The organism is Rheinheimera sp. 4Y26 (assembly GCF_025245835.1).
Taxonomy (GTDB): domain Bacteria; phylum Pseudomonadota; class Gammaproteobacteria; order Enterobacterales; family Alteromonadaceae; genus Pararheinheimera.
In genome coordinates, this window is the sequence record NZ_JAOBWS010000001.1 from 356,781 (window position 1) to 380,019 (window position 23,239).

Annotated in this window: 26 protein-coding genes; 17 read left to right on the forward strand and 9 right to left on the reverse strand. The window is 51.4% G+C overall.

What is annotated here, in order from left to right:
* The first annotated feature begins 45 nt into the window (after nucleotides 1–45).
* From cyaY to N3Z11_RS01530, 9 genes are all read left to right on the forward strand, one after another.
* Nucleotides 46–363, forward strand: coding sequence for an iron donor protein CyaY (gene cyaY / locus N3Z11_RS01490; protein ID WP_260655372.1), 318 nt, complete (start codon nucleotides 46–48; stop codon nucleotides 361–363).
* Nucleotides 364–1,032 (forward strand): alpha/beta hydrolase, encoded by a 669-nt coding sequence (locus tag N3Z11_RS01495; RefSeq protein WP_260655373.1) that lies wholly within the window; start codon nucleotides 364–366, stop codon nucleotides 1,030–1,032.
* Between the two features lie 86 nt (nucleotides 1,033–1,118).
* Entirely contained in the window at nucleotides 1,119–2,060 is a 942-nt protein-coding gene (locus tag N3Z11_RS01500; RefSeq protein WP_260655374.1) for a DUF2914 domain-containing protein, read from the forward strand.
* Nucleotides 2,061–2,143: 83 nt separating this feature from the next.
* Complete coding sequence (hemC, locus tag N3Z11_RS01505) at nucleotides 2,144–3,076, forward strand: hydroxymethylbilane synthase (protein WP_260655375.1); 933 nt, start codon at nucleotides 2,144–2,146, stop codon at nucleotides 3,074–3,076.
* A 3-nt stretch (nucleotides 3,077–3,079) separates the two neighbouring features.
* Nucleotides 3,080–3,904, forward strand: coding sequence for a uroporphyrinogen-III synthase (locus N3Z11_RS01510; protein ID WP_260655376.1), 825 nt, complete (start codon nucleotides 3,080–3,082; stop codon nucleotides 3,902–3,904).
* Entirely contained in the window at nucleotides 3,876–4,982 is a 1,107-nt protein-coding gene (locus N3Z11_RS01515) for a uroporphyrinogen-III C-methyltransferase (protein ID WP_260655377.1), read from the forward strand. Before N3Z11_RS01510 ends, N3Z11_RS01515 begins: the two co-directional genes overlap by 29 nt.
* Nucleotides 4,979–6,079 carry a heme biosynthesis HemY N-terminal domain-containing protein gene (locus N3Z11_RS01520; RefSeq protein WP_260655378.1) on the forward strand — a complete coding sequence of 367 codons (1,101 nt, stop codon included), beginning with the start codon at nucleotides 4,979–4,981 and terminating at the stop codon, nucleotides 6,077–6,079. The genes N3Z11_RS01515 and N3Z11_RS01520 overlap by 4 nt, the downstream gene beginning before the upstream one ends.
* 10 nt (nucleotides 6,080–6,089) lie before the next feature.
* Entirely contained in the window at nucleotides 6,090–6,614 is a 525-nt protein-coding gene (locus N3Z11_RS01525; protein WP_260655379.1) for a DNA-deoxyinosine glycosylase, read from the forward strand.
* A gap of 21 nt (nucleotides 6,615–6,635) precedes the next feature.
* On the forward strand, nucleotides 6,636–6,974 hold the full coding sequence (locus N3Z11_RS01530) for a tRNA-binding protein (protein WP_260655380.1): 339 nt from the start codon (nucleotides 6,636–6,638) through the stop codon (nucleotides 6,972–6,974).
* Nucleotides 6,975–6,981: 7 nt separating this feature from the next.
* On the opposite strand, the gene N3Z11_RS01535 is transcribed toward N3Z11_RS01530, so the two are convergent.
* The gene (locus N3Z11_RS01535; protein ID WP_260655381.1) at nucleotides 6,982–8,313 is read right to left on the reverse strand and encodes a TonB family protein; all 1,332 of its coding nucleotides are present in this window, start codon (nucleotides 8,311–8,313) and stop codon (nucleotides 6,982–6,984) included.
* Between the two features lie 409 nt (nucleotides 8,314–8,722).
* Between N3Z11_RS01535 and N3Z11_RS01540 the strand changes: the two genes are divergently transcribed.
* Nucleotides 8,723–10,114 (forward strand): pre-peptidase C-terminal domain-containing protein, encoded by a 1,392-nt coding sequence (locus N3Z11_RS01540; RefSeq protein ID WP_260655382.1) that lies wholly within the window; start codon nucleotides 8,723–8,725, stop codon nucleotides 10,112–10,114.
* Nucleotides 10,115–10,218: 104 nt separating this feature from the next.
* Here N3Z11_RS01540 and N3Z11_RS01545 read toward each other — a convergent pair whose 3' ends face one another.
* From N3Z11_RS01545 to ubiD, 5 genes are all read right to left on the reverse strand, one after another.
* Entirely contained in the window at nucleotides 10,219–10,533 is a 315-nt protein-coding gene (locus tag N3Z11_RS01545) for a hypothetical protein (RefSeq protein ID WP_260655383.1), read from the reverse strand.
* A gap of 139 nt (nucleotides 10,534–10,672) precedes the next feature.
* Entirely contained in the window at nucleotides 10,673–11,080 is a 408-nt protein-coding gene (locus N3Z11_RS01550; RefSeq protein WP_260655384.1) for an acyl-CoA thioesterase, read from the reverse strand.
* Between the two features lie 90 nt (nucleotides 11,081–11,170).
* Nucleotides 11,171–11,908 (reverse strand): NAD(P)H-flavin reductase, encoded by a 738-nt coding sequence (gene fre, locus N3Z11_RS01555; protein WP_260655385.1) that lies wholly within the window; start codon nucleotides 11,906–11,908, stop codon nucleotides 11,171–11,173.
* A 48-nt stretch (nucleotides 11,909–11,956) separates the two neighbouring features.
* Entirely contained in the window at nucleotides 11,957–12,235 is a 279-nt protein-coding gene (locus N3Z11_RS01560) for a 2Fe-2S iron-sulfur cluster-binding protein (protein WP_260655386.1), read from the reverse strand.
* Between the two features lie 2 nt (nucleotides 12,236–12,237).
* A complete protein-coding gene (ubiD, locus tag N3Z11_RS01565) occupies nucleotides 12,238–13,725 on the reverse strand; it encodes a 4-hydroxy-3-polyprenylbenzoate decarboxylase (RefSeq protein WP_260655387.1) in 1,488 nt (495 codons plus the stop codon).
* Nucleotides 13,726–13,976: 251 nt separating this feature from the next.
* On the opposite strand from ubiD, the gene N3Z11_RS01570 reads away from it, so the two are divergent.
* The 3 genes from N3Z11_RS01570 to N3Z11_RS01580 all read left to right on the forward strand — a co-directional run bounded on the left by N3Z11_RS01570 (nucleotide 13,977) and on the right by N3Z11_RS01580 (nucleotide 17,332).
* Nucleotides 13,977–14,888: a TrmB family transcriptional regulator gene (locus tag N3Z11_RS01570; protein ID WP_260655388.1), complete on the forward strand. Its 912-nt coding sequence runs from the start codon at nucleotides 13,977–13,979 to the stop codon at nucleotides 14,886–14,888.
* A complete protein-coding gene (locus N3Z11_RS01575; protein WP_260655389.1) occupies nucleotides 14,885–16,408 on the forward strand; it encodes a serine hydrolase domain-containing protein in 1,524 nt (507 codons plus the stop codon). Before N3Z11_RS01570 ends, N3Z11_RS01575 begins: the two co-directional genes overlap by 4 nt.
* A gap of 153 nt (nucleotides 16,409–16,561) precedes the next feature.
* On the forward strand, nucleotides 16,562–17,332 hold the full coding sequence (locus tag N3Z11_RS01580) for an EAL domain-containing protein (protein WP_260655390.1): 771 nt from the start codon (nucleotides 16,562–16,564) through the stop codon (nucleotides 17,330–17,332).
* 57 nt (nucleotides 17,333–17,389) lie between these two features.
* Here the strand turns inward: N3Z11_RS01580 and N3Z11_RS01585 are convergent, their stop codons facing one another.
* On the reverse strand, nucleotides 17,390–17,821 hold the full coding sequence (locus N3Z11_RS01585; protein ID WP_260655391.1) for a hypothetical protein: 432 nt from the start codon (nucleotides 17,819–17,821) through the stop codon (nucleotides 17,390–17,392).
* Between the two features lie 233 nt (nucleotides 17,822–18,054).
* Between N3Z11_RS01585 and N3Z11_RS01590 the strand changes: the two genes are divergently transcribed.
* Nucleotides 18,055–19,233: a cystathionine beta-lyase gene (locus tag N3Z11_RS01590; RefSeq protein WP_260655392.1), complete on the forward strand. Its 1,179-nt coding sequence runs from the start codon at nucleotides 18,055–18,057 to the stop codon at nucleotides 19,231–19,233.
* Between the two features lie 103 nt (nucleotides 19,234–19,336).
* Nucleotides 19,337–20,083: a substrate-binding periplasmic protein gene (locus tag N3Z11_RS01595; RefSeq protein WP_260655829.1), complete on the forward strand. Its 747-nt coding sequence runs from the start codon at nucleotides 19,337–19,339 to the stop codon at nucleotides 20,081–20,083.
* A 24-nt stretch (nucleotides 20,084–20,107) separates the two neighbouring features.
* Here N3Z11_RS01595 and N3Z11_RS01600 read toward each other — a convergent pair whose 3' ends face one another.
* Nucleotides 20,108–20,806, reverse strand: coding sequence for a VC0807 family protein (locus N3Z11_RS01600; RefSeq protein WP_260655393.1), 699 nt, complete (start codon nucleotides 20,804–20,806; stop codon nucleotides 20,108–20,110).
* Between the two features lie 69 nt (nucleotides 20,807–20,875).
* On the reverse strand, nucleotides 20,876–21,541 hold the full coding sequence (locus tag N3Z11_RS01605) for a flavin reductase family protein (protein WP_260655394.1): 666 nt from the start codon (nucleotides 21,539–21,541) through the stop codon (nucleotides 20,876–20,878).
* Nucleotides 21,542–21,775: 234 nt separating this feature from the next.
* Between N3Z11_RS01605 and N3Z11_RS01610 the strand changes: the two genes are divergently transcribed.
* On the forward strand, nucleotides 21,776–22,108 hold the full coding sequence (locus N3Z11_RS01610) for a PadR family transcriptional regulator (protein WP_260655395.1): 333 nt from the start codon (nucleotides 21,776–21,778) through the stop codon (nucleotides 22,106–22,108).
* Nucleotides 22,108–23,076, forward strand: a complete 969-nt coding sequence (locus N3Z11_RS01615; RefSeq protein ID WP_260655396.1) for a hypothetical protein — start codon at nucleotides 22,108–22,110, stop codon at nucleotides 23,074–23,076. Before N3Z11_RS01610 ends, N3Z11_RS01615 begins: the two co-directional genes overlap by 1 nt.
* Nucleotides 23,077–23,239 lie beyond the last annotated feature (163 nt).

The following is a 23,239-nucleotide window of genomic DNA, read 5'->3' on the forward strand; positions in this document are numbered from 1 at the left end:
CTCTATAATCGCATCCTTAGCAGCAAAAGCAAACAGGTGAAGCCGATGAATGACGTAGAATATGATGAGTTGACCGACAGCGTTTTGCTGGCGGTGGAAGAAGCCATCGAAAATATGGATCTGGATTTGGATTATGAGAACCATGGTGGTTTGCTCAGCATCACTTTTCCGGACAAAAGCAAAATAATCATTAATAAACAACCACCGCTGCACCAGCTGTGGGTGGCGACCAAATTTAACGGTCACCATTTTGAATATCAGAACGGCCAATGGATTGATAACAGAACCGGCACTGAGTTCTGGACTTTATTAAATGACGCAGCCTCGCGTCAGGCCGGGCAGAGTGTGGAGTTTGTGCGTTAAATGAATCAGTTACCTTTTGTAGATGTAAAGTCCCCGGGCCCAACCACAGCGGCCGTGATTTGGTTACATGGCCTGGGCGATTCCGGCCATGGTTTTGCCCCTATCGTGCCTGAGCTGCGCCTGCCAGCCGGTCATGGGGTGCGGTTTTTGTTCCCACACGCACCTGAGCGCCCGGTCACCATCAACAATGGTTATGTAATGCGCGCCTGGTACGACATTAAAACCATGGACTTACAAAACCGCGCTGATGAAGAAGGCGTGCGTCAGTCGGCTACTTTAGTGCAGGCGCTGATAGACAAAGTGATTGCATCAGGTGTGCCGGCAGAAAAAATTATGCTGGCCGGTTTTAGTCAGGGTGGGGTCATAGCGCTGCATCTGTTACCGCGCTTGCCTTATAAAATTGCCGGTGTGATGGCGCTTTCTACCTATATGGCGGTGCCGGATAAACTCAAAGATGAAATGAATACGCTGAATAAAACCACGCCGGTATTTTGTGCCCATGGTGTGGCCGACCCTGTGGTGCCATTGCAGGCTGGTCAGGCGGCATTTAACAACCTAAAATATGCAGGCTTTAATGTGCGCTGGCAGGACTACCGGATGGAGCACAGCGTCTGCGCTCAGGAGGTGGATGATATCAGCCGCTTTATTCAGCAGCTGTTTTGTGTGTAACAGCACTTTGTGCCAGCAAACAAGCGATAACCTATAACCAACAGCCGGTCTGAACCACCGGCTTTTGATGACGCCAGAGAAAAGACGTGTCCGAACAATCTGCCAAACTCAGGGTAAAAGTCACTTTGCACCGCGACTTGCCAGTGCCGCCGCCGGCAAAGTTGCAATATGCCAAAGCCCCGCTGTCAAAAACCAGGCTGCTGTTTGCTACTGGCTTGTTGCTGCTGGCCGCTTTGGGGTTTTGGCAATACTGGGTTTCTGGCACTCAGAGCGAGCAATCAGCGGATACGAAGCTAAGTGCTGAGCTGAATGCTGAGGTCGTGCCGCAAGCGGATCTGTTAAACAACACCGCGCATGTTTCCGAAGCGGAGCAGGCCGCTTTGGCAAACAAGGCCGACACAGAAACGACTGAAACTGCAGCCGTAGGTGCAAGCACAGCGCAAAACAGTCCTGCTAAAGACGACAGTACAGCGCCGGCTACAGAAGACTTGACCGAAAACACTGCAGAAAACTCTCCAGAAAATACGGCGCAGTTGTCGCCTGCAGCACAAAGCAACAATAGCGACATTAAAAACAGCGCTGTTTTGCTGGCAACTTCAGCTCAGGCCATGCCAAAAAGCAGCAATGCAACTGGCACACTTGCGCCACAATCTGCGGCAGAACCTCAAACAACCGCTGTTGCAACCGACAATTTGCCCAAACTGCCGGACGGTTTTAGCCGTATTGTGCTGGCGGCCGATATGGAACAGTTAGAGCCGGGCCGTCCGGTAGCGCAGTTGGTGGCGAAAAAAGACATTCAGCGGCTGTATCTATTTACTGAACTCAAAGGTTATGCCGGACAACAACTGAAACATCGCTGGTCTTTTAATGGGGTAGTGCAAACCGAAGCCTTGCTCACTATCGAAGACTCCCCCTGGCGTACCTACAGTGAAAAATGGCTGTTACCGGACCAACTGGGCGCCTGGCGGGTCGAAATTATTGATCAGCAGCAAAATGTCCTCTACTCACACGACTTTCAATATCAATAGCAGTTATACTAGCGCCAGTTTTTTAACCGGCAGTGTGACCTGACACACAGCCGTGTTTAGCCTTCAGACACAGGTTTTTTTGCATGACTTCATTGATCCGTATCGCCACCCGTAAAAGTGCGCTTGCGTTATGGCAGGCCGAATTTGTCAAAGCACAGCTGCAGCATTTTCATCCGGGCTTGCAGGTGGAGCTGGTGCCGATGTCTACCCAGGGCGACAAAATTCTCGACACGCCTTTAGCGAAGATTGGCGGTAAAGGTTTGTTTGTGAAAGAGTTAGAAACTGCCATTTTAGAAGGTCGTGCCGATATTGCCGTGCACAGTATGAAAGATGTGCCGGTGGAATTCCCTGAAGGTTTGCAGTTGCAAACCATTTGTGAGCGCGAAGATCCGCGCGACGCTTTTGTGTCGAACAACTTTGCCAGCCTGGATGAACTGCCGGCTGGTGCTGTGGTGGGGACTTCCAGTTTACGCCGTCAGTGTCAGCTTAAAGCCAAGAGGCCGGACCTGCAGATCCGCGACCTGCGCGGCAACGTCAACACCCGTTTAGCCAAATTAGATGCCGGTGAATATGACGCTATTATTCTGGCGGCAGCTGGTCTTATCCGCCTTGGTTTTGCAGATCGTATCCGTACCCATTTAGCTGTGGAGCAAAGCCTGCCGGCCAATGGTCAGGGTGCTGTAGGTATTGAATGTCGCAGCAACGACAGCGCTATTCATGCCTTACTGGCGCCGCTGGAACATCTGGCCACCCGTCAGGCAGTGCTGGCCGAACGGGCAATGAACCGCCGTTTACAAGGTGGCTGCCAGGTGCCTATTGGTGCTTTTGCCGTGCATCAGAGCGATGAGCTTTGGTTACGCGGTTTGGTGGGCTCTTTGGATGGCCAGCAAATTTTACATGCAGAGGTCAAAGGCCCGGCCAGCGAAGCAGAAGCTTTGGGTTTACAACTGGCGGAACAGCTGCTGCAACAAGGTGCAGCTGCTATTCTCAAAGCTGTTTATCAGACGGCCCCATAATTGATGAACAACCCGGCACCATTTCAGCCTAGCCAGATACCTCAGCTTACCGGCGCAACAGATTTTCCGGTGCTGATCACCAGACCTGCCGGCAAAGCAGACAACTTGCTGGCTGGCCTGGATGAACTGGGCATTGGTTATACCTATCAGCCGCTGATCACCACACAGCTGATGCCATTACGTGCCCGGGATATCCAGCATCTGCAACAGGCGGAGCTGGTGATTTTTGTGTCTGTGTCGGCTGTAACTTGTCTGGAACAACAATTTGATTTAACCAGCCTGACCCAGCCGCTGCTGGCGGTGGGCGCAACCACAGCTTCTGTGCTGGAGCGCAGCTGTGGCCGTGCTGTGACTGCGCCTTTGGATCAGCGCAGTGAAGGGGTGTTGGCACTGCCGCAACTGCAGGATGTGGCCGGCCGCGACATAGTGATAGTGCGCGGAAATGGTGGCCGCGAGCTGATTAAACAGGGTTTATTGGCCCGCGGCGCCAAAGTTACTTATGTGCAAAGTTATAAAAGAGTGCCCTTGCCGCTGGATGGTCAGCGCTTGTCAGACCAGTGGCGCCAGCAACAAATTCAATGTATCGTAGTGACCAGTAACGAAATTTTATCCCTGCTGCTACAATCCCTGCCCGAAACTGCCCGGCCCTGGCTGGCACAGCGGCAATGGATTATGGTCAGCCAGCGCATGGCCGAAACGGCCGTTGCCAGCGGGATCCCGATGACCAACATTTTTCTGGCAGCCAGTGCCAACGATCAGGCGTTGTTGGAAGCTATTTGTCAGTTAAGAAGGAAATTCCATGAGCGAGCTCAGTCCAATGCTGAATAACGAATCTGCAGCCCCTGCTGCTGTGGCAGCAACGCCGGCAAAACCGGCCGCCAAAACAGGTTCCGGCGTGATGCTGGGCATGATGGCTCTGCTGATCGCCTTGGCTTCAGCGGCGTTGGTGGGCTGGTTTTTTTATGTCTGGCAACCGCAACTCGTTGCGCTGCAACAACAGCAACAAAGTTTGCAAAATCAGCAACAAAGCCAGACAGCACTGTTTCAGAGCAAGCAGGAAGAATTGCAGCAGGAAATGCAGCAACAGCTGGTGAATGTGGTGGCGGACTGGAATAACAAACAACAGGAACAGCTGCAAAGCACCCAACAGGAAATCGCCAGGCTGCAAACCCAGCTGGACCAGCAAAGTGGCAACGTCAAAGGCTGGCAACTGCTGGAAGTTGAGTATTTTCTGCGTTTGGCCGAGCAAAAACTGTTTTTAGAACAGAATGTCAGCGGTGTGGTGCAGGTGCTGGAGCTGGCGGAACAACGCTTAAAACAAATGCAGGATGCCAGTCTGGTGGCGGTGCGTGAGGCTATAGGTCAGGACAAACATATGTTGTCTGAGCTGAACACGCCGGATATGCATCAGTTACACCTGACCTTGTCGGCACTGCGTCAGCAAAGCCTGACTTTACCGCTGCGCCAGTCTGAGCGGGCGATGGATAATCAGGCCGAAGAAGAAATTACCGAAGATGCTGCTGACTGGCAGTCGAATCTGGGGCTGTACTGGCGCAATTTCTGGCGTGGTCTGGTGCAGGTGCGTGCCAGTTTGCCGGAAGATGGAGTCAGTTTAACGGCCGAACAACAAATCAGTGTGCGTAATACCTTAACTCAGCAGTTGCTGCTGGCCGAGCTTGCTGCCATGCAGCACAATCAGGCGGTGTATGCGGCGGCCATTCAGCAAAGTGCTGACAGTTTACAGCGGTATTTTGCCGCCACTGAACCTGCAGTACAGCAGATGGCCGATGACTTAGTTGCGCTGTCGGCGCTGCAGGTAAGTTTACCGTTATTGGCACCGTTAAAAAGCCCACAACTGTTTGAAGCTTACCGTCAGGGCACGGCAGAAGCGGAGCTTAGTTTATGATTAGGCTGGCATTTTTTATCCTGGTGTTTGGCCTGGCCATGCTGCTGGGGCCCATCCTTGCCAACCATCCGGGTTATGTGATGCTGGTGGTGGCCGGTGTCACTATTGAAGCCACTTTTATTGGCCTGATGCTGGTGCTGTTTGGCACTATTCTGGCCTGCTGGTTATTGTGGTGGGTGTTAAAACGGTTATTCCATTTGCCCCGGCTCAGTTTTAGCTTTTTGCGTTCGCGCAAAGAGCGCCGCGCCCGTCAGGCGATGCAACATGCGCTGCTCTCTTTTGCCCGGCAAGACTGGCAACAGGCCGATCAATACTTTGACCTGGCTAAAGCGGACTCTGACTGGGACAAAATCAAACAGATCATGGCCTGTTATGCGGCGCAGCGTGCCGGTGACAGCCAAAAAGCCAATCAAAAAGCGGCGCAGCTCGACAGCGATGACAACGACAGTGCAGTTGTGGTGGCTGATTTGTTATTGCAGCAGGGAGATGCAGCAAAAGCTGTGGCTTACCTGGCACCTCGTATTGAACAAAATCAAAAAGATGGTGCGCTCGGCCGCCTTTGGCTTGCGGCTTTATTGCAGGCTGGCCAGTGGCAAACTTTGCTGGAGCAGGTGCCTGTTGCCATTAAACAACAATGGCTGAATAAAGCGCAGTGGCAGCAGTATCGTTATCAGCTGTACCCGGCAGCTGTGGCGGGTTTAGCGCAGGCCGGTCAGTTTGATGAAAACCTGCCGTACTGGAGCAATTTACCAGCCAAAGAACGCAAATCTGTGGCGGCCATTTTAGGCAAAGCCAGAGCAAAAGCGGTTAGTGGTGATGCCGAGCAAGCGGAAAAACTGCTGCTCGATAGTCTGGCGCTGGCGGATGTGCCGCTGGCTTATGCTGCTATCCGGCAAATTCCGTTAGGGCGTTCTGTGCTGGCGCTGCGCAAACAGGTGCAGCACTGGTTACGCGACCATAATAACAATGGTTATTTATATGCCCTGCTGAGTTATTGTGCCGAGCAGGAAGGTGAACAGGATCAGGCGCGCCATGCCTGGGAAAAAGCGCTGCAGTACCAGCCTGAACTGGCCAACGCTGCCGCTTTCGCTAAATAATATCTGGCTTGTGACTATCTTTTTACCGCTGTTATCGGGGCTGGCGCCTGTGGCCCGGCCCGATGCCAAAATCCTGATCCTCGGCAGTATGCCGGGTCAGGCGTCGCTGGATGCGCAGCAATATTACGGACATCCGCGCAATCAGTTCTGGCCTTTGATGCAGCAGCTGTTTGTGGTCGATGCCAGCCTGCCTTATCCACAGCGGTTGCTGGCACTGCAAAACGCCGGTGTTGCCCTGTGGGATGTGATTGGCCTTTGCCAGCGTCAGGGCAGTCTCGACAGTGCTATCCGCCCTGATTCAGTGCAGTTTAATGATATTGCCGGCTTGCTGACACAATTGCCAAAGCTTAAGGCTGTATGGCTCAATGGCGGCACAGCGGCCAAAAGCTGGCAAAAACTGCAAAAATCCGGTGTCACTATTCCTGCCGGCATCAAAATCTGCTCTTTGCCTTCCAGCAGCCCGGCGCATGCCGCCCGCAGTTTCAGCGATAAACTGTTGCAATGGCAACAGGCCTGGCTGCAAAGTTTAAGCTAAACCCCAAAGCGGAGCGCACAGATGGACCTTATCAGCTGGGATGATTTTATGCAGGTGGAGCTGCGGGTTGGCACTATAGTGGCGGCAGAAGTTTTTCCAGAGGCGCGTAAACCGGCCTGGAAGCTGACGGTTGATTTTGGCCCTGACATTGGCCAGCGTCGTTCCAGTGCCCAGTTAACCGCTTTGTATCAGCCGGAGCAGCTCATTGGCAAACAAGTGCTGGCGGTGCTGAATTTTCCGCCAAAACAAATCGGCCCTTTTGTGTCTGAATGTCTGGTGACGGGGTTTTACCGCGACGATGGCGCTGTGGTGCTGGCAGTGCCGGACCAGCCGGTCCCCAATGGCGCCCGGCTGGCTTGAGTTGCAGTTATAACGCAGCTTTTAGCTCTTTGGCTGTGGCGTGACCTTTGGCAATAGCTGCATCCAGCAGTTTTTCCCCTTCGGCTTTTTGTCCGCTTAGAATCAGTGCTGTACCAGTCCAGGATTGCACCACAGGGTCCTGTTGTTCCAGCAGATACATCTCCCATTGTGGCTGTAAGGCAGCAAGCGCTCTTTGTGCTTCGATGCTACCGCCACGGGCGGCCTGTTCCAGCCAGTAGCTGTTGGAATAAGTTTGTGGGATACGTTGTGCACTCAGTAGTCTTGGGCTTTTATTGCCATCCTGATTTTGCAGTTTATAAAAACCAGCTGGCACCTGCTCTTTGGTCAGGCGTTTGCCCAGCAATTGCGCTGCCAGTTTGGCCTGATGTTCAGCATCATTGTCATGCACTGCCAGCACTACCGCCTGGTCATCCAGGGTGACAAAAGCATTGTGTGTAAAACCTTCAGGCAGCTGCAGATCTTTGCTGACCACTTTGCCATTTTTCACAAGTTCCGCCGTGATAGGCCCGAGCGCCGGTGGCAGTGAATCATCAATAAATTGTGTGTAGTCACTCTGGTTACGTGCCAGGTCGAGAATATGTGCCAGGGCATTCTGGTGCGCCGGCGAACCCAGGGCAGCGTATTGCCACATGTTGTGTTCGCTAACCAGCTGTTCAACTTTCCGGTGATCAACCTCACCGATATTAAAGGTCAGCATGACCCGGCTGATAAATTTGCTGTTGCCGGGTTCATATTTCCAGCGTTTTAAGGCGCGGATGGCTGCGCGGTCGAATACGTCCCTGGGGAAAGCATTCAGCACATCAACGGCTTCCACATCACCTTTTTCGTTCACCAGCAGGCGCATGATGACAGAGCCAAAAAGGCCCCGGGCCGCTGCATCTTTTGGATACTCCGGCGCAATACGTTTTATTGCTTTGCGATCGCTGCCAAAAAGCGCCATCAGTTCAGGTTTGGCTTTGTCTTTGACCTTGACTTGTTGCTGCAGCTGCGCCAGCAGGGTAGCCGCCTGTTGTTGTTCTGCCTCTGACAGCTTGCTGCGGATTTTATCGGCGGTTTGTCTGGCGCTTGGGTGTGTATTGCTGGCGGCAAATTCAAAATAAGCCAGGGCTTTGACCAAATCACGGCTCTGACCTTCAGCATTAGCTGCCATGGCGCCTAAATTAAAAGCGGCTTGCTCATTGGCCAAAGGTAATAATGCCGCAAACTCTTGCGCTGCTTTGGTAAAATCTTTGTTTTCATACGCTTTCATTGCATCCAGCAGGTCGGCCCGACTGGCAAAGGTGCTGCATAACAACAAAAGCATCGCGAGTTGACGCATAAGAATTCCCTCTCCGGTTTTGTTCGTTTTAAGTCGGCGTTATTGTTACATAAAAAGCAAAAATAATTGATGTTTTGTTTTCTAAATTCCCGTTTTTCGTTGGTTGACAGCGCTTTAGCTGTGCCGCATATTAAAACTCCGCTGATAAATTTTTATGCAGAGTATTTGTGAAAAAGCTGATGCCACTTTCAGGGTTACCGCTGTCACAACAGGTGCACAAACCTGCCAATCTGCACGCCTGCGCCACCGACTACCACTTATCGGAGTGGTTTGATCTATAAGTTTTTCCCCCGCTGAAATACCCGGAATTCCGGAGTTATGCCGTTTTGCGCCGGCATAACGCCTGAAACCATGGGCCATTCTGGCCTTTCACCACGATCGTCAAAACAACAAAAACAGGAAAGCAACAATGAAAGCAATGATAAAAGCTGTCGCTATGGCGACGCTGTTGTCAGCGGCTGGCCATGCCAGTGCCGCTTGTCTGCAGCAGGAAACAGAAAATAACAACACTGAAGCAAAAGCCAATAGCGGCCTGTGCAGCGGCCAGACTGTGAATGGCAGTATCGGTAGCAGCAGTGATATTGACTGGTACAAATTTGATACCACCAGCAGCGGCGATATCAGCGTCAGCCTCAACCATGGCAGCGGCGCCGATTTTGATTTTTATCTGTATCGCAGCAGCGGCAGTTATATTTTGTCCGGTCAAAGCAGCGCCCGGCCTGAAACCGGCACTTACCGCGCCGCCAGTGCTGGTACGCATTTTATTAAAGTCAGCCGTTACAGCGGCACCGGCAGTTACACCCTGAATGTCACTTTTAACGGTGATGGCGGCGGTAGCACACCACCGGCCAGTTGCAGTTATGGTGTAAGGCCGGCCAAACCCAGTAACCTGACCAGCTATCTGTTGGGCGGCAGCAGTGATGTTTGCCCGGTGTTAACCTCGGGTCAGGGCTCATTGTTATTGATGGGCGGTGGCACCGATGTCGACGCAGCCTTTAGTAACCGCATGGCACCACAAATCAAAGGTGGCAATATAGTGGTGCTGCGCGCAGCCGGCACCGACGCATACAACAGCTATTTGCAGGGGCTGACAGGTGCAGCTTCAGTGGAAACCCTGATTGTGGATACCCAGACCAAAGCAAATTCCGCTTATGTGGAGTGGGCCATTAAAAGTGCGGAGGCGGTATTTATTGCCGGCGGTGACCAGTCGGCTTATCTGAATGCCTGGCAGGGCACGCTGGTGCAAAGTGCTATAGCGCATGTGTATGCCAAAGGTGGTGTGGTTGGTGGCACTTCGGCAGGTGACCATGTGCTGAGCCAGTATGTCTATGATCCGGATGGGGTTAATGGTGCCATCAGTTCTGAAGTGGTGACAGATTATTGCCATAACACTATTAACATCAGCAGCAATTTCCTGAGCTTCCCACTGCTGGCCAATACGCTGAATGACACCCATTTCCGCCAGAGGGATCGGATGGGCCGCTCTGCCGTGTTTCAGGCCAAACTGGGACAAAATGGCCGGGTGATTGCGGTATCTGAAGCAACGTCTTTGTTTGTGACCGCAGACGGACAGGGCATAGTGGATGGCACTAACGAAGTCTATGTGCTGCGTGCCGACAGCCAAACCCAATACACCCAGACCAGCTGTGGTCAGCCGGTGATCATTAAAGACTTATTACGCTTTAAGCTGTTGCCGGGCGACAGATTTAATCTGCTGGATAACAGCACCACAGTGACGCCCATCCGTATTGGCATTGATGGTCGCAACACATCGTTTTATAGCCCGGTCAGTCCGTACTAACAGCGCCGAACAACAGGTTGTAAAGCCTGCCACAGGTTTTACAACCGTTGTGCTGTTATTAGGCTGTTTAAAATCGAGGCAAATAAAGGATAAAACCGGCTGGTTCAGGCCAGGCGCTGATAGGGGGTGGTGTTTTTGCTGGTCATCACCTGCAAGCGGCGTGAATGGCGTTCAAAACTGCGGGCCGGAAATGCATCCTGGCGTGCCGCTGCGTCTGCGGCGGCATTTTCTTTCATCAGATAATGAAACTGTACTGCACTCACAGGTTGGGATAACGGCAGTTTTTTCCCATTGTGGGCGGAGAGTTCGCTGTTTGGTTTATTCAGGCTAACGCCAAGGCCGGTGATCAGCAGCACAAATAAAGAGCGCCGCCAGAAGGCACTGTGAAGCTTGTGATTTTTGCTGCTTTGGTGTGGCATCTTTGTTTCATCACCATCAAATATAACAGGCTTGAGCCTAACCCAAGCCTTGGCAATGTGCAATCACCCTGGGCTTTTTTGCGGCAAAGACTTGCCGTTTTACTGCCAAATACCCAGATGAATCAAACGGATGGCAAACTCAGTCGTTCAGGTGTTGTTCCAGTCGTTCTTTCAGCGCACCTTCAATTAAAGCGGCTTTGCCGGTGCTGCGGTTCAGGCAAACAAAGGTAATATCGGCATCGGCCACCACAGTGTCAGTGCCCTGAATTTTAATCACCTGATGGATCACTGCACTTTTACTGCCGATCTGGCTAAATTGGGTGGCGATTTCCAAAGTCTGGCCATTGGTGGCGGCAAAGCGGTAATTGATATTGATGTTAACAATCACCCAGGCCAGGTTCAGTTGCTCAAAATAAGCCACATCACCGCTGTCTTCCAGATAACTCCAGCGTGCTTCTTCTAAAAACTCCAGATAACGGGCGTTATTGACATGCTGATAAATATCTAAGTGGTATCCACGAACTTTAATCTGGGTCAGGTGTGGCATATTGCTCTCTCTGGTTAGACCTGTTGGGGCGAGATTGTGCCGCAAATTGCCACTGACGACAACCACAAGGGCGTCAGTGGCAGCTGGCAATCAGAGCCAGGCAAAAGCGTCGGCGTACATCTGCTCGCGTTTGGCGCCCTGAGCTAAAAAGGCGTCGCGCACCACACCCACCATGGCAAAAGGCCCGGCGATGTAAATATCATAAGCGGCTAAATCGGCATGGTCATCCAGCACCGCCTGATGGACAAAACCTGTGCGGCCCTGCCAGTTGGCATCCGGCTCCTGCACCACCAGATTCAGCTGATACTGCACGTTTGATGCTTGCCAGGCGGCCAGTTCATCAGCAGCATATAACGCCTGAGGGTTTCTTAAACCCCAGTACAGCTGCACGCTGCGGTTCAGATTGGCATTGGCAATAGCGCTGGCAATGCTGTGTACATAAGAAAAACCGGTGCCACCGGCCAGCAAAATAATGGGATTTGTGCTTTCTTCACGCCAATACGCTTCGCCTAAACCGACTTGTACCAGCACTTCAGTGTTGTCTGACAGATGCGCTAAGGCCTGACTTGCGTAATTGTCAGTGACAGCGCCACCAATCTGCAGCTCCAGTGCTGGTTTGCCTTCAAAGCTAAAACCAGGCGCACAGGCAATAGAAAACGGCCTTTTATCGCTGTCGGATAAATAAATCTGCAGATACTGGCCTGCTTTAAATTCCACCGGCGCTTTGGGCGTTAAAATCACCTGCTGCACTGTAGGCGTCAGCGGCTGAATACGGCTGACGGTGCATAACACTTTGTTCGACGCGGCTTTTAATTGTGATTCAGTCATGGGTTCTGTTCTTTGGTTCCGTGCTTTGGCGTTGTGTTGTTACTGGCATTAGCCGCGAATAAAAGGGTGGTGTAATACCAGATCGCTGTCGGCATAAGCCAAACAGCAATAGGTAAAATTCTGGCTTTTGTCGAGGTCGGTTAAAGGCTCAGGTGGTAAATAATGCACCTGGCCGCTTTTGAGTTTGCAAACACAAGAAGTGCAAACCCCTTGCCGGCAGCGGTTGGGAAAATCGATGCGGTGGCTGAGCGCCGCCTGCAATATAGTTTCGCCTTCGCGCACCTGAAAACTCAGGCCGCTGGGTAAAATAGTGACCAGATGGCTCATTTTTACAATTTTCCTTTGGCCGGCAGTTGAATGCCAAGGCTGGACCAGAGTTCGTCCACTTTGTGTTTCACCTCTGGTGTCATTTCAATAGGCACACCCCATTCACGGCTGGTTTCCCCCGGCCATTTATTGGTAGCGTCCATGCCCATTTTTGAGCCTAAGCCTGAAACGGGTGACGCAAAATCCAGATAATCAATGGGCGTGTTTTCAATTAAAGTGGTGTCGCGCGCCGGGTCCATCCGCGTGGTAATGGCCCAAATCACGTCCTGCCAGTCGCGGGCATTGACATCGTCATCACAGACAATCACAAACTTGGTATACATAAACTGCCGCAGGAAAGACCAAACACCCATCATCACGCGTTTGGCATGGCCAGGATATTGTTTTTTCATCGTCACCACAGCAAGGCGGTACGAACAACCTTCAGGCGGCAGATAAAAATCGACAATTTCCGGAAACTGCTTTTGCAAAATAGGCACAAAAACTTCATTCAGCGCTACACCTAAAATGGCCGGTTCATCCGGCGGCCGGCCTGTGTAAGTGCTGTGGTAAATCGGGTCTTCTCTGTGGGTAATATGGGTAACGGTAAAAACCGGGAACGAATCCACTTCGTTGTAATAACCTGTGTGGTCGCCATAAGGCCCTTCAGGCGCCATTTCGCCAGGCTCTAAATAACCTTCCAGCACAAATTCAGCGCTGGCCGGTACCTGTAAATCATTGCTTAAACATTTCACCACTTCGGTGTTGTCACCACGCAATAAACCGGCAAAAGCATATTCCGACAGCGTGTCTGGCACTGGCGTTACTGCGCCCAAAATAGTGGCTGGGTCGGCGCCTAAAGCTACAGCCACCGGAAAACGCTCACCCGGATGGGCTTTTTGCCACTCGAGAAAATCCAAAGCACCACCACGGTGGGACAACCAGCGCATAATGACTTTGTTTTTACCCAGCACCTGCTGGCGGTAAATACCGAGGTTCTGCCGCTCTTTATGCGGGCCGCGGGTGACAGTTAAACCCCAGGTAATAAGCGGCGCTGCGTCACCTGGCCAGCAGGTCATCACCGGCAATTTAGTTAAATCAACAGCGTCACCTTCCAGCACCACTTGCTGGCAACGGGCTTTTTTCACCACTTTGGCGGCCATATTTAACACTTGTTTAAATATCGGCAATTTGTCCCAGGCGTCTTTTAAACCTTTTGGTGGTTCCGGCTCTTTTAAAAAAGCCAATAATTTGCCCACTTCACGCAAAGCGCTGACATCAGGCTGACCCATACCAAGCGCCACCCGCTCTGGGGTGCCAAATAAATTCGCCAGTACCGGAATGTTGTAACCTTTTGGATTTTCAAACAATAACGCCGGGCCGCCGGCACGCAGGGTGCGATCGGCAATTTCGGTCATTTCCAGCACAGGGTCTACTTCCACTGTCACACGGTGTAATAAACCCCGTTGTTCCAGCTGAGCGATAAAGTCGCGCAAATCTTTATATTTCATGAGGTTCCAAAAGTTATTTGCAGCCTGGGGCCACAGCAAAGTTGGATTGGGCACAATGCCGGCATTATACATGGCAAGCGCGCGCTTGCCATGCTGCTGTATCTACGGATAGCAAGACCAACCTGATCGGTTCTTTGTGTGTGAATCTGCATGTTGTTTTGCTCCCGCAAAATTTGTTTACAAATTGTGCTGTTGTGCTCTGTAATGAACATTACTAGTATCATAGGCTACTACTATGATTGGGATTGATCATGACACAGGTCCGGCTACAGCATCTTGGCTTTACTGCACTGGAAACAGATATTTACCTTGCTTTGCTCAGGCATGGTGAAATGACGGGTTATGCGGTGGCCAAAGAGGTGGGGAAAGTGGTGGCCAATGTGTATAAAGCACTGGCGTCTTTACACCAAAAAGGTGCTGTGTTGCAGGTGCAGCAAGATCAAAAACGCTACGCTGCTGTGCCATGGCGTCAATTGCTGGATCACGAACAACAAAAATTCAGCCAGGTATTAACTGAACTGGCGACTGAATTGGAAGCCCTGCCGGTGGCAGATGAGCAGGAAGGGGTGTATCAGCTGAAAAACCCTGACCAATTGTTTTATGACAGCCTTCAGTTGTGTCGTGAAGCGCAAGGCCTGCTGCTGGCAGACATTCAGCCTGCAGTATTGCCCTTACTGGCGCCAGAGCTGATAGCGGCGGCGGCCCGGGGTGTTGAAGTGCGGGTGAAAATTTATGAGCCTGCCGACTTACCCGGTGTGCAGCTGACCCTTCGCGCCAATGGCAAAGAGGTTTATGGCAAAAATTCCGGTGTCAGTTTTAAGCTGGTGGCAGATGGCAATCATTTTGTGATTGCGTTGCTGAGCGCCGACCTCAGCCGGGTGATCCAGGCCTTTAAAAGCCGCAGTGCACTGTTAAATATGAGTATGTTCTGTGGCCTGACTTATGAGCTGATCCTGACCGAGCTCAAACAATCGTTAGCACAAAACGATTTGGCTGCTTCCCAACAAATTCTGGCCAACACCGCTCATTTACACCCTTTTAGTACTGAAAACCAGGTGTTTAACCAATTCCGTCAGCGTTATCACCAACAACATAATGACAACACCTCTACCGACCACAATCTCAGCCAGCAACCTGTTGATACCGGAGCAAAAAAGCCATGATGCCAATTCCTTTTATCGCCTTACCCCGCGGTTGTTCACGCAGCACACTGCTGGCACTTTGTACCTCGTTTAGTGTGATGTTTAGCCCGGTGTCACAAGCGCTGGAAAACAAAGATTTTGCGGAACTGGAACAAGCGCTTGCCGACATTAAAACTCAGGCCGCTTTACCCTTTGGCACTGCAATTGCGTTGGTACAGAACGGCCAGGTGGTGTATCAGCATTACAGTGGTTATGCCGATATTCAGCACAAAAAAGCGGTGAGTGCAAAGACTGTGTTTTATATCGCTTCGGCAACGAAGCCTTTTACTGCACTCGCTTTTTTGCTGTTAGCCGAACAGAAAAAACTCGACATGCAGATGAGTCTGCAGCAAATGTGGCCCCAGCTGCATTTTAAACATATCAATGCCAGCCAGGTGACTTTGCGCCAGTTATTAACACATCAGTCGGGTGCGGATAATCAACCTCTGGTGTGGGCGACCGCTTATAGTGGTGAGCATAACCCTTCAAGCCTGCTACAGTTGGTGGCACAGTCTGTGCCGGATGCCAGCGCAAAAAACGGCGACTTCAGCTACAGCAATGTGGGTTATAACATTGCCAGTTTGTGGCTGGATACTATCAGTGGCCAACCCTGGCAACAGCAGTTGCAACAGCTTATTTTTGACCCGCTGCAAATGAAACAAACCAGCGCAAGCCGCTCTGCTGCCAAAGACTGGCCTTTGGCTTTGCCTTATTCTCTGATGCAAACCACAGCACCTTTATATCTGCAAAAAACCGATCAAACGATGCATGCAGCGGGTGGCATGTTGTCCAGCGCGCCAGACCTTGCCAAGTTTCTGCTGGCACAAATGCCTTCGGCTAAAACTGCATTGCCAGCGCATGTCATCCGCCAATCGCAGCAGCCACAAGCCAGCACCGACAGCAGTTATGGTGATTTTGAGCGCAAAGGTTATGCCTATGGCTGGTACACAGGCCCATATAAAAACCAGCAGATGTTGCATCATTTTGGTGCTTTTGCCGGTTTTAGCGCCCATTTGTCGTTGTTACCGCAGCAACAGATGGGGCTGGTGATTCTGCATAACGAAGACATGCTGAGCAAAGACTTAAATAACCTGATTGCCGACTATTGTTACGGCTTGATGCTGGGTGACAACACAACCAAAACCCGTGTGCTGGCTGGTTTTGCCAAACTGCAACAAAAGCTGGCGCAGTTGCCGCAAATCAAACAGGCGCATCAGCAGAAAATTCTGGCCCGCAGTTTTCAACTGAGTTTACCTGTTGCCGCCTATACCGGGCTTTATCAACACCCTGAGCTGGGCAAAGTGAAGGTAAGCCTGAATGCGCGACAACAGCTGTTATTTCAATGGGGAGCGCTGCAGGCTGTCGCCACAGGTTTTGATGAAAAAGAGTCAGTCCGGCTGGAATGGGTGCCCAATTCCGGTGAAGTGCTGCGTTTTGAGGTGCAACAGGGCAAGGTGCAGCAGCTTGTTTTGGGTCAGATGGTTTTTTATAAACAAAATTAGGGCTGGCAGTCCTTGAGCGCCGACATAATACCCATGGTTCAACTCAGATTTCGCCCGGCATTCATGGCTCAATAACAGCTAATTTTCGCATAAAGCTTTGCAAAGCGCTTAAATGTGCCCACACTAAGGAAAAAGTGCCAAAACGAGGCTGTGATGGAATTTCCGAGTCAAATCAAACAACAAAGTTGTATGGACTGCTTAAGTGGGCAGTCATTGGGGTTTGAGATCCGCATGGCATTTCAGCCTATCATCGACTGGCAAACACGGCAGATAGCGGGTTACGAAGCATTGGTGCGCGGGCCTTTGGGCGAAGGGGCCGGTTGGGTGTTTGAACGTATTAACGATCAAAACAAATATTATTTTGACCAGGCCTGCCGGGTAAAAGCCATTGAAACCGCCTCTAAGCTTGGTCTGGATAAAATGCTCAGCATTAACTTTTTACCCAATGCGGTATATAACCCCGAAACCTGTATTCGCGCCACTATTGAAGCGGCCGATATGTTTGGTTTTGATATCCGCAATATTATGTTTGAAGTGACCGAAAGTGAGCAGATTGTTGACCATAAAAAGCTGCTGAAGATTTTCGACAGTTATGCCAAAAGAGGTTTTATTACTGCCATTGACGATTTTGGCTCAGGTTATGCCGATTTATCCTGGCTGGAGTCGTTGCGGCCCAGGGTGCTGAAACTGGATATGGGGCTGATTCGTAATATCAACCAGCATCCGGCTAAACAGCAGCTGGTGGCGGATGTGCAAAAGCTTTGTCTGGATATGGGCACAGAAGTTTTGGCCGAAGGCATAGAACACAAAGCCGAACTGGATTATCTGGCTGGCGTTGGTATTCGTTATTTCCAGGGGTATTATTTTGCCAAACCTGCGCTGGAGCAGTTAATCCGCACTGACGAGATTGCAGTCTTACAGTAGTGCTACATGGCTATATTCTGGCTTAGGCAGTGAAGCAAAGTTTTACTGCCTGAGCATTTAGCCAGCTTTGTCATTGAGCTTTTGCCACACTTCTTTAATCAGCACACCATCTTCCATACCCTGATGTAACCACTGGTCGCCAGTCAACCGGCACTGAAAATGGTAACTTTTGCCCTGTAACCGCGGCAGTGATGCCGCATCCACCTGCTCGTGATAACCTGAGCTGTCGGTATAAAAAGTGCCGGTGGCGGCCACCTCAAATTTGCCGTCGGGTTGCCAGGTGATAAAACTAAAATGCCGTCCGGCAATCAGTTTACGGCTCAGGGTGCTTTGCTGCTTAATTTCTGCCAGTAGTTTGCCATTGGCATCCAGATAAAGCGCTGATTCTAACTGCCAGCTGCCCTGCAATAGGGCTGCGCTGCAGTTGCTCTGTGCTTGCTGCGGAGTTTCAGTGGCCACAGCTGTGGTGGTATTCAGGGCCAAAGCCAACCACAAAGCCAGTTTGTGCTGCTGCCTGGCAAACAAAATTGTTGTGTTCAGAGTGGTGCTCCTGCGGCTTTTTATGGGTGTAAAGAAGCTAACTTGCCAACAATTTCTAATAAAAACAACAGTTTTTGTCTAATGCCTTGCCTTAGGGTTACAGCGCTTGCCCCTTGCTGCAGCTGGCAATTGCGCTCAGGCTATGCCTACAATGCAGGCATCCGGATGTCTGAGGGGAAGTTATGAAAATCGCAAGTAAAATTGTGCATGCTGGCCGCGATAAAAAATGGACAGGTTACAGCGTAAATGTGCCTGTGGTGCGGGCCTCCACTGTAGTGTTTGATACCGTCAGTGAGCTCAAACATGCTACCGCCAAAAGAGGCGAGCAGGTGCCTTATTATGGCCGTCGTGGCACCCAAACCCATTTTGCCTTCAGTGACGCTATTTGTGAGCTGGAAGGTGGTGCCGGTTGTGCTTTATATCCTTGTGGTGCAGCTGCTATCAGCGGTGCTTTGCTGGCGTTTTTACAAAGTGGTGACCATCTGCTGATGGTGGATACAGTGTATGAACCCACCCGGGCTTTGTGCGATAAGCTTCTGAAAAACCTCGGTATTGAAACCACTTATTATGACCCTTTGATTGGCGCTGGTATCAAAGCGCTGATCCGCCCCAACACCAAAGTGATTTTCCTCGAGTCCCCTGGTTCTATTACCATGGAAGTGCAGGATGTGCCGGCCATTTGTGCTGTAGCCAAAGCGCATAATGTACTGGTGATGCTGGATAACACCTGGGCTTCTCCTTTGTTATTTAAGCCTTTTGCCCATGGCGTGGATGTATCTATTCAGGCCGCCACTAAATATATTGTCGGCCATTCTGATGTGATGCTGGGTACGGCCAGCGCCAACGAAAAATATTGGCCACAGCTGCGCGAAGCCAGTTATTTGCTGGGTTATTGTGCTTCGGCCGATGATGTGTATCTGGCAGCACGGGGTTTAAGAACTATTGGTGTGCGCCTGGCGCAGCATCAGCAAAATACCGCGCAAGTGCTGGCTTACCTGCAGCAAAGGCCGGAAATAGCCCGTATTTTGCACCCTTCTTTGCCCGATCATCCGGGCCACGCTGAATTTAAACGTGATTTTTCCGGCAGCAATGGTTTGTTATCGCTGGTGCTCAAAAATGGTGACGCCAAAGCTGTGACCGCTTTTGTCGAAGGCATGCAGTTTTTTAAAATGGGTTTTTCCTGGGGCGGTTATGAAAGCCTGGTGACTTTTAATCTGAATTTGCAAAGTATCAGAACTGCCACCGTCTGGCCTTATGCCGGCCCTGTGGTCCGGCTGCATATTGGCCTGGAAGATCCTGCCGATTTAATTGCCGATTTAGCTGCTGCTTTTGAACGTTTTAACAACACGCTGGCGTCCTGAGTCTAAGCGACGGACTGCTGCGGCATCCGGCTAAACCGGGAGCCGCAGCCAGCAGTCTGGGCTATAGTGATAGTTATCTGATTAAGCTCAGGAAATGGTTGTGATGCGCTCGGGCTTGTTGCTGTTGGGTTTGCTGTTATTTTGCTCCAGGCTGGCGGCGGATCTGTGCCCGGCTGAGTTTCGGATGCCTTATAACAGCAGCTGGGCACCTTATGTACAGGTGCAGGACGAGTCGGTCACAGGCACTGATATTGAACTGATTCGAAATCTGCTCAGTGGCGTCGGCGCTGAACTGAAGTTGGTGCCACTGCCGGAATCGCGGGCGCTCAGTCAGCTGGCGCAGGGGCAGGTGGACATGATTTTTGCCGCTTCTTATACCAAAGAACGCGCTGAATATGCCTGGTTTTCCAAAGCTTACCGCACTGAAACAAATCAGCTGATAGTGCATAAACAGCTGCTGCAGACTTACCCGCAAATCAACAACAAAGCAGGTTTTTTAGCGCTGGCAGCACGCCGGCTGGCTGGTGCTTATAACCCCAAAGGTTATTATGGTGATGAGTTTGAGCAGGTTAAACAATTGCCGCAGGTAGTGCAGCGCTCGCTGGCCATTTTTGATGCAGAGCAGCGGCTGGAACTGGTACTCAGCCAGCGCGCCGACTACAGCATAGTGGACAGCGGGTGGCTTTTGCAGCGCCAGGCGCAACAGGGAGAATTACCGGCGCTGGCGGTGCTGCCCTTTGTGTTATATCAGGCCGATATCCATTTGATGTTCAGCAAAAAAACCATCACGCCGGCCTGTGTTGAAAAGCTAAATACGCTGTTAAAACCGATAAAACCACTCAAGCCATAGCCAGGCTGGTTCGCAAGCTTGAGGTTACTTCAAAAAATTTTCCACATCTTCACCGGTCAGTTTGCCAATCTGACTGAATAAATACCAAAGCGCCGCCATCATTAACACCATACTGGGCAGTGCAATCACCGGATAGCTCAGTGCTGTCATCCGGCCCAGTTCTTCGTTATAGGCTGTGGTGCCGGGTGGGCTGACTAAAATCCATTTAGCGAGCAGATAATTCAGCAGCGACGACACAAAAAATGAGCCAGCCAGTAAATGGTTGGTGACATTCATTTTTTGCTCAAAAGCTTCGGTGTTATTGGTTTTCGCCAGTGCCGCCTGCAGTTTTTCCATATTCAACAGCTGAGCATTTTCCAGCATGGCTTTGATCAAATGGAACTTGCTGTGCTGGCTAAACCACACCAATAAACCAATAATGCCGGGCACCGCCGCTTCTTTAATGGCGATATATTTGGGGTCCAGCTGCAGCAGGCTCATACCGCCGGTCAGCAACACCGAAATTAACCCCACCACTGAAAAAAAGTTCACTTTGCCCGACTGTTTTAACTCCCACAGGCCATAACCAATAGGAAAACATAACGCCACCACCAGGCCCCAGACCGGGCCTAAATAAGCTTCGGTGCTGAATTTACTGAGAATAATTACCGGAATTGCAATATTAAACAGAAGGTTAGGAAGAAGGCCTTGCGGCTTTTTTTCGGCTGGTACGGACTGCGACATAATCAAACCTCGAAGCAAACAACGGCTGAAACTTCGGGTTCAGCCTGACAGCGCCTTTTTACCATAGTCTCAGTCCGGATTGCTATCAGCCTGCGTTTGGCTTTTTACTGCAGCATCGGCCGATGCCGGCCTTGCCAGCTGAAAATTATCCGGCTGCCGGCTATGGCTGTACCACAAGCCACCTAACCTGGCTAACAGGTCCAGTTCGTTGTGCCTGAGTTTGTGCTGCTCATCCAGCAGCGCATCGGCAATATCAATACATAACACTTCGGCCAGCAGGATATCGCAGCTGGGCTGGTGCGCCGGGTATGGCGTCAGACTCACCACTTTGCATTCAAAACTCACAGGGCTGGCGGCCACTTTCGGCGGTCGCACTTGTTGTGCCGGTATTGTGTTGATGTTCAATGCGTCGATTTCGCTGACATTTTTGGCAAAGCTGGCGGCAGTAGCGTTCATCAGGCCGGCCAGCTCAGGTGTGACCAGGTGCACCACCAGCTCCGGGCACAGCTGCAAATTGCGGCTGCTGTCTTTCTGGCTACCGTCGGCATGGCGGTTAATCGAAATCATCAAGGTTGGCGGCTGGTCGGTCACCAGCTGAAAAAAGCTAAAAGGCGCCAGATTGCTGTGGCCCTGGTTATCACAACTGCTGAGCCAGGCAATAGGCCTTGGCACCACAGTACCGGCCAGCAAGGGGTAAAGCCGCTCGGGCGGCGTATGTAAACAATCAAAAATCATCTGATGGTCCTGTGTTCTGACTGATTAAAAAACAAGGGCTACCGGGCACTTGCAAAAAAATAATGAAAAAAACTGGCAATTATTACTGTGTGCTGCATAGTATATGCTGTGTGTCATACAGTGTGCGACGCACAGTATGGTGCGCAGCCTTTACCAGCCGCTGTTTGGTGAATGCGCCCTGTGCAAACAACTTAACATGACACGCAGTGAGGTGTCAGTGATACAGGAACAACAATGACAGAAAGCCGCTTTGACAAAATGCGCGGTGAACTCAGGCGCGGTGTACTGGTGCTGGCCGTGCTCGCCTCGCTCAAACAGCCGCATTATGGCTATTCGCTGCGTAAACAACTGCTTGATAACGGCATCGACATTGATGAAGGCACTTTATACCCGCTGGTGCGACGGCTGGCCGAACAAGGTTTGCTCGACAGTGAATGGCAGCAGGCTGAAGGGCGGGAGCGGCGTTATTACCAGCTGTCGGCTGAAGGGGCGCTGTTGCTGCAACAACTGACCGCCGAATGGCAGTTACTCAATGGTGCTCTGGCCAACTTAGTGGAGAATATCTGATGGAACTTGTACAACGATATGTCAGCGCTGTGCAGCGCTATTTGCCCGAAGAGCAACAAGCTGCTATTGGCCGTGAGCTCAGCGCTGATATTGCCGATAAAATTGCCCATCAGGCAGAAGAAGCCGGCCGTACGCTCAGCGACAGTGAAATCGCCACGCTGCTGCAGCAATGGGGGCATCCACGCTTAGTGGCCAGCCAGTATGTGCCGCCACTGCCGCTGGTCAGCAGTGAGCTGATGCCGTTGTACTGGCAGGTGCTGAAACTGGTGCTGGCTTTGCTCTTTGTCTGGCAGGTGCTGGGCGCCAGTATGGCGCTGCTGCAGGCTGAACAGCTGCGGCCAATACAGTTTTTATTGCAGCTGACGGTTGGTTTTTTTGATGAAGCCGCCACCGCTTTTATGGTGATCACGCTGATTTTTTATGCGCAGCAATTCGGCGGTCCGCTGCTGGGCTGGGCGCAGCAAACAAAGTGGCAAGTGACTGATTTACCGCCCGCTGAGCGGCCATGGCAACAGATGAGGCTCAGTGACAGCATCACCGAGCTTGCCACCACCGGCTTTTTGCTATTGTTGTTTTGGTATCCGCTGTGGATGCCGGCTGAAACTTTGGCAGGCCTGAGAGTGGTGCCAGGTGATGTTGTGATGCAACAGCGGCCTGTGATCACCGTCTTATTGTTGTTATCGCTGGCTTTTAGCATCTGGTGTTGGTTCAGGCCTTACTGGCAGCAGGCAACACTCTGGGTGAATCTGGTTTTAAATCTGGCTTTTATCTGTGTGCTGGCCTGGCTGGCGGGTCTGGATGCGATAGTGGTTGGCACAACGCAGCCACTGCCGGAGTTACTGGAGCTGTCTGATATTAACAGAGTGCTGAAACACAGCGCCTGGCTTGTTGGGCTTTATCTGCTGTATGAAGCAGGGCGCGACCTGTACCGGCTGCGGCAGCTGAAAAAACCGGCCAGCGCTGGCTAACTGCAGCTATTTTGCTGGTGCCAGCCAGCGCTTTTGGGCGCTTCGGCTGGCCTTTTTCCGGGGCTATGACAGAACCTTAGGCAGGCACTCAGGCAGTTACTCAGGCAGTTACTCAGGTAGACAATGGGCCAGGTAATTGAAAAGCCATCAGTTTTTTGGGTTG